The following is a 4,403-nucleotide window of genomic DNA, read 5'->3' as shown; positions in this document are numbered from 1 at the left end:
CTAACCTAAATTAAATTTTACATTTGCTATAATCGCGAAATTTTAAGGAAGGTAAATGGATATTTTTGAAGGCAGCCCAAGAAAGAAATTTTTTGAAATTTTATCTGCTGCAAGCCCTACTTTAGTGCAAAACGAGATCGAAGAAGCTCTAATCCGCCTCATCGCCTGTGAGCGACTCTGCGAAGCGCGCGGCATTAGCGAGCGCGAGATCGAAAGCTTCATCGCGCAGCAGGATCTACAAGACGAGCTAAACGACAAATTTTTGCAGATGAGCGGAAATATCCTAAGTAACAACGAATAATGCAAGATCAAATTGATTTAATTATGAAAAGCTTCATCGCAGATTGCGGATACGCGCCCGCTAGCGAGATGTTTGACAGGCTAAACCCAGGCAAAAAACTGCGCTCCAGGCTGCTGCTAAATATCGCGCAAAAGGATGAAAGATCGCTACGCTTGTGCGCGATCATCGAGCTCATTCAAGCCGCAAGCCTGCTGCACGACGACGTCATCGACGAAAGCTCGGTGCGCCGCGGCAAGCCCTCGATCAACGCCACCTACGGCTCCAAAAACGCCGTGATGCTGGGCGACATACTCTATTCTAAGGCGTATTTCGAGCTTAGCAAATTTGAAAGCCGCATCGCCGCCGCGCTTTCGGGCGCCGTCACGAAGCTTGCTGTGGGCGAGCTGATGGATGTTAGCTTAAGCAACGATTTCAACGACGATGCGAGCAAATATCTGCAAATGATCTATCTAAAAACCTCCGCTCTCATAGAGGAGGTCGCGCGCTGCGGGGCGTTTCTGAAATTCGGCGGCGCGGAAAATCGCGGCGAAATTTTAGATATTAGCGGCGCAAAAAACGAGGACGGGAATCCAAACGCCACGAAAGATAACGATAAAATTTCAAGCGCGAGCGCAAAATTTGGCGAATACGGCAAAAACCTTGGGCTTGCTTTTCAGATCATCGACGACATCTTAGACGTGACGCAAAGCTCAGAAGCGCTCGGTAAGCCGAGCTTGAGCGATTTTGCGGAGGGTAAAACCACCCTGCCCTACATCTATTTGTATGAAAATTTAGATGATGCGCAGCGGCAAAAGCTAAAAACGTTTTTTAAGAAACAGCTTCGTCAGAGCGAAATTTCATGGATCAAGACGAAATTTAGCGAGCACGGCATCATCGAGCGCTGTATAAACGAAGCTCGCGCCTACGGACAGAAGGCGCTTGAAGCCGTGGCGGAATTTAAAAACGACAAGCTGGAGCAAATCGTGCGAGATATGATAGATAGGGAGTTTTGATGGCGTATATGAGCGTGAGCTTCACCCATAAAAACACGGACATCACGGTTCGCGAGAAACTTTCGTTTTCAAACGACGTGCGCAAGAAAGAAATTTTGCGCCTTTTGGCTTCAAACTCCGCGATAGAGGAGTGTTTGGTGCTAAGCACCTGCAACCGCGTAGAAATTTTTACCGCGGTGGACGACTTCAAAGTGGCTAGCAAATTCGTGCTTTTAGCGCTTTCGCGCGTAAGCGGCGTGAGCTACGACGAGTTAGCCGAGCGCGCCGATATTTACGAGGATTACGGCGCGATACACCACCTTTTCGCCGTCGCAGCCTCTCTTGACAGCCTCGTAGTGGGCGAGACGCAGATCGTAGGCCAACTTAAAGACGCCTTTAAATTTGCCAAACAAAACTCCCACGCGGGCGCGCAGATCGCAAGAGCGATAGATGAAGCACTAAAATGCGCGGCTCGTATCCGCAACCAGACCGAAATTTCAAAAAACCCGATCTCGGTCTCAAGCGTCGCCGTGGCGATGGCAAAGGAAAAGTTAGGCTCCTTGCAGGGCGTAAACGCCGTAGTAGTGGGCGCGGGAGAGATGAGCGAGCTAGCGTGCAAACACCTGCTCGCAAGCGGCGCAAATATCACGATTTTAAATCGAAATTTAGCCGGCGCGCGAAGACTAGCGGATTCTTTGATCAGCGCAGAGTCCGGCGCAAATTCGGAAAATAGTGCGGATCTAAATCGCGCGGACGTTAATCTAAATAACGCAAGCGCGAACTGCGGCGTAAATTTAGACGTCGGCGCAGATTTAAACTGCGCGGAAGCTGGCTCAAATGGCTGCGAGGCTACGAATAAAATTTCTACGACGGGCAGCCGTGCGAGCTACGATGGCTCGGGCGGCGCGAATCTAAGCGACGGCGCAAATGGCTACGCGGCTCGTATCAAAACGGACGTTCTAGATAATCTGAAAAAATATCTAAACTCCGCGAGCTTGTTTTTTAGCGCCACCGGTTCGCAAGAGCCCGTTATCACCGATACTTTGTTGGAGCCGCAAGGATTTAAGCGCTACTTTTTCGACATCGCCGTGCCGCGCGACGTGGAGCTTAGCCAGAGCGAAGACATCGAGGTTTATAGCGTCGATGATCTGGAGGAGATCGTAAAGAAAAATTTGCTGCTTCGCGAGGAGCAGGCGCAGATCGCTTACTCGATCGTGGCAAAATGCACGAATGAATTTTTCAAATGGCTCAGAGCGGCGGCATCCACGCCGATCATCAAGGCTTTGCGCCAAAGCGCGAAACAAGTAGCCGAGCTAGAGCTAGCCAAGGCGCTTAAAAAGGGCTATCTAAAGCACAGCGATGCGGAGGAGGCGCGCAAGCTGATCCATCAGGTTTTTAAAGCGTTTCTGCACGCTCCGACGGTAAATTTAAAAAACCTCGGCGAAGCGGATGATGAGGGCGGCACGGTAAACGCGCTGGTCGAAATTTTTGAACTGCAAGAAAACTACGAAAAATTTTTAAATCAAGAAAACGAGAAAAAGGACAGACAGAATGAAATTTAGCAAGCTTTTCGCTCCGAGCCTAAAAGAGGCCCCCAGAGACGCGGTACTACCTAGCCACGCGCTTTTGATCCGCGCGGGATTTATCGAGCAGCTGGGCAGCGGGCTTTATAATTTTTTACCGCTAGGAAAGATAGTGCTAGAGCGGATCTGCGCCGTCATCAGGCAGGAGATGGACGCTGCGGGCGCGCAGGAGGTCTCTTTTAGCGTCGTGACGTCCGCGGATGCGTGGAAAAAAAGCGGCCGCTACGCCAAATACGGCAAGGAGCTGCTGCGCTTCAAAGACCGCAAGGATAACGACTTCGTGCTAAGTCCTACCAACGAGGAGGCGGCGGTTTTGATGGTAGCGGATAAGATCACGAGCTACAAGCAGCTGCCGCTAAATATCTATCAGATCAATACGAAATTCCGCGACGAGGCGCGCCCTCGCTTCGGGCTTCTGCGCGGACGCGAGTTTACGATGAAGGACGCCTATAGCTTCCACGCGGACGCTGCGGATATGAAGCTTGAGTTTGAGGTGATGAGGCAGGCGTACTCGCGGATTTTTACGCGACTGGGGTTAAATTTTAGAGCGGTCGATGCGGACAGCGGCGCGATCGGCGGTAGCGGCAGTAAGGAGTTTATGGTGCTAGCGGATAACGGCGAGGACGATATCGTCGTGTGCAAGCACTGCGAGTATGCCGCAAATATCGAAGCTGCGCGCCGTGCGCCCAAAACCACGAACGCCGCCGCGCCCGAGACCGACGGCATGATGAAATTTAAAACCCCCGCGATGAAAACGATCGACGCGGTGGCGGAATTTTTCAAAGTGGATAAATTCTACACTATCAAAGCGGTGATCAAAAAAGCGCTATACGAGGATCGCAGCGAGATCGTAGCGTTTTTTATCCGCGGCTGCGACGAGCTGCAAGAGACCAAGGCGCAAAATGCCTGCGGCGCGCTAGAGCTAGTCGATGCCAGCGAGGAGGAGATCGCACGAGCGGGCTTTACGGCGGGCTTTTGCGGACCTTTCGGACTCGGCGAGGGGGCAAAATTTTATATCGACGCTGAGCTAAAAGGAGCGCGCGAGATGATCGCGGGCGCGAACGAGCCGGATTACCACTATGTGGGCGCTAGCGTGATAAATTTTAACGAATCGCGCTTTGCGGATCTTACCGCCGTGAGCGAAGGCGACGCTTGTCCGTGCTGCGGCGGCGAGCTTGGCATCACGAAAGGCATTGAGGTGGGTCATATCTTTCAGCTCGGCACGCGATATTCCGAGCCGATGGGAGCGCGATTTTTGGACGCAAACGGAAAAGCACAGCCTTTTTACATGGGCTGCTACGGCATCGGCGCAAGCCGCCTTATCGCCGTGGCGATCGAAAGCAGCCACGATGAGCGAGGCTGCGTGTGGCCGCGCGAGCTGGCGCCTTTTGAGCTTGAGATCATCATCTCAAATCACAAAGACGCCGCGGCAGTAGAATTTGCCGAGAAACTATACGAGCAGTGCCGTGCGCACGGAGTTCGCGTGCTGCTCGACGATCGCGCAGAGCGCTTCGGCGTGAAGATGAACGACTTCGAGCTGATGGGCTT

General features: G+C 52.3%; 4 protein-coding genes. All 4 read left to right on the top strand.

The window, feature by feature from the left end:
• The first annotated feature begins 55 nt into the window (after positions 1-55).
• Entirely contained in the window at positions 56-301 is a 246-nt protein-coding gene (locus Q0438_RS01290; protein WP_299186439.1) for a DUF2018 family protein, read from the top strand.
• Entirely contained in the window at positions 301-1,293 is a 993-nt protein-coding gene (locus tag Q0438_RS01285) for a polyprenyl synthetase family protein (protein WP_299186436.1), read from the top strand. The genes Q0438_RS01290 and Q0438_RS01285 overlap by 1 nt, the downstream gene beginning before the upstream one ends.
• A complete protein-coding gene (hemA, locus tag Q0438_RS01280; protein ID WP_299186432.1) occupies positions 1,293-2,834 on the top strand; it encodes a glutamyl-tRNA reductase in 1,542 nt (513 codons plus the stop codon). Before Q0438_RS01285 ends, hemA begins: the two co-directional genes overlap by 1 nt.
• A partial coding sequence (locus Q0438_RS01275) for a proline--tRNA ligase (protein ID WP_299186429.1) occupies positions 2,824-4,403 on the top strand: 1,580 nt, incomplete at its 3' end. The genes hemA and Q0438_RS01275, both read left to right, overlap by 11 nt.

It is taken from the genome of uncultured Campylobacter sp. (assembly GCF_938030785.1).
In the GTDB taxonomy this organism is placed as follows: Bacteria; Campylobacterota; Campylobacteria; order Campylobacterales; family Campylobacteraceae; genus Campylobacter_B.
The sequence above is the reverse complement of the archived record's forward strand: the minus strand, read 5'-3'. Positions and strand labels throughout refer to the sequence as shown.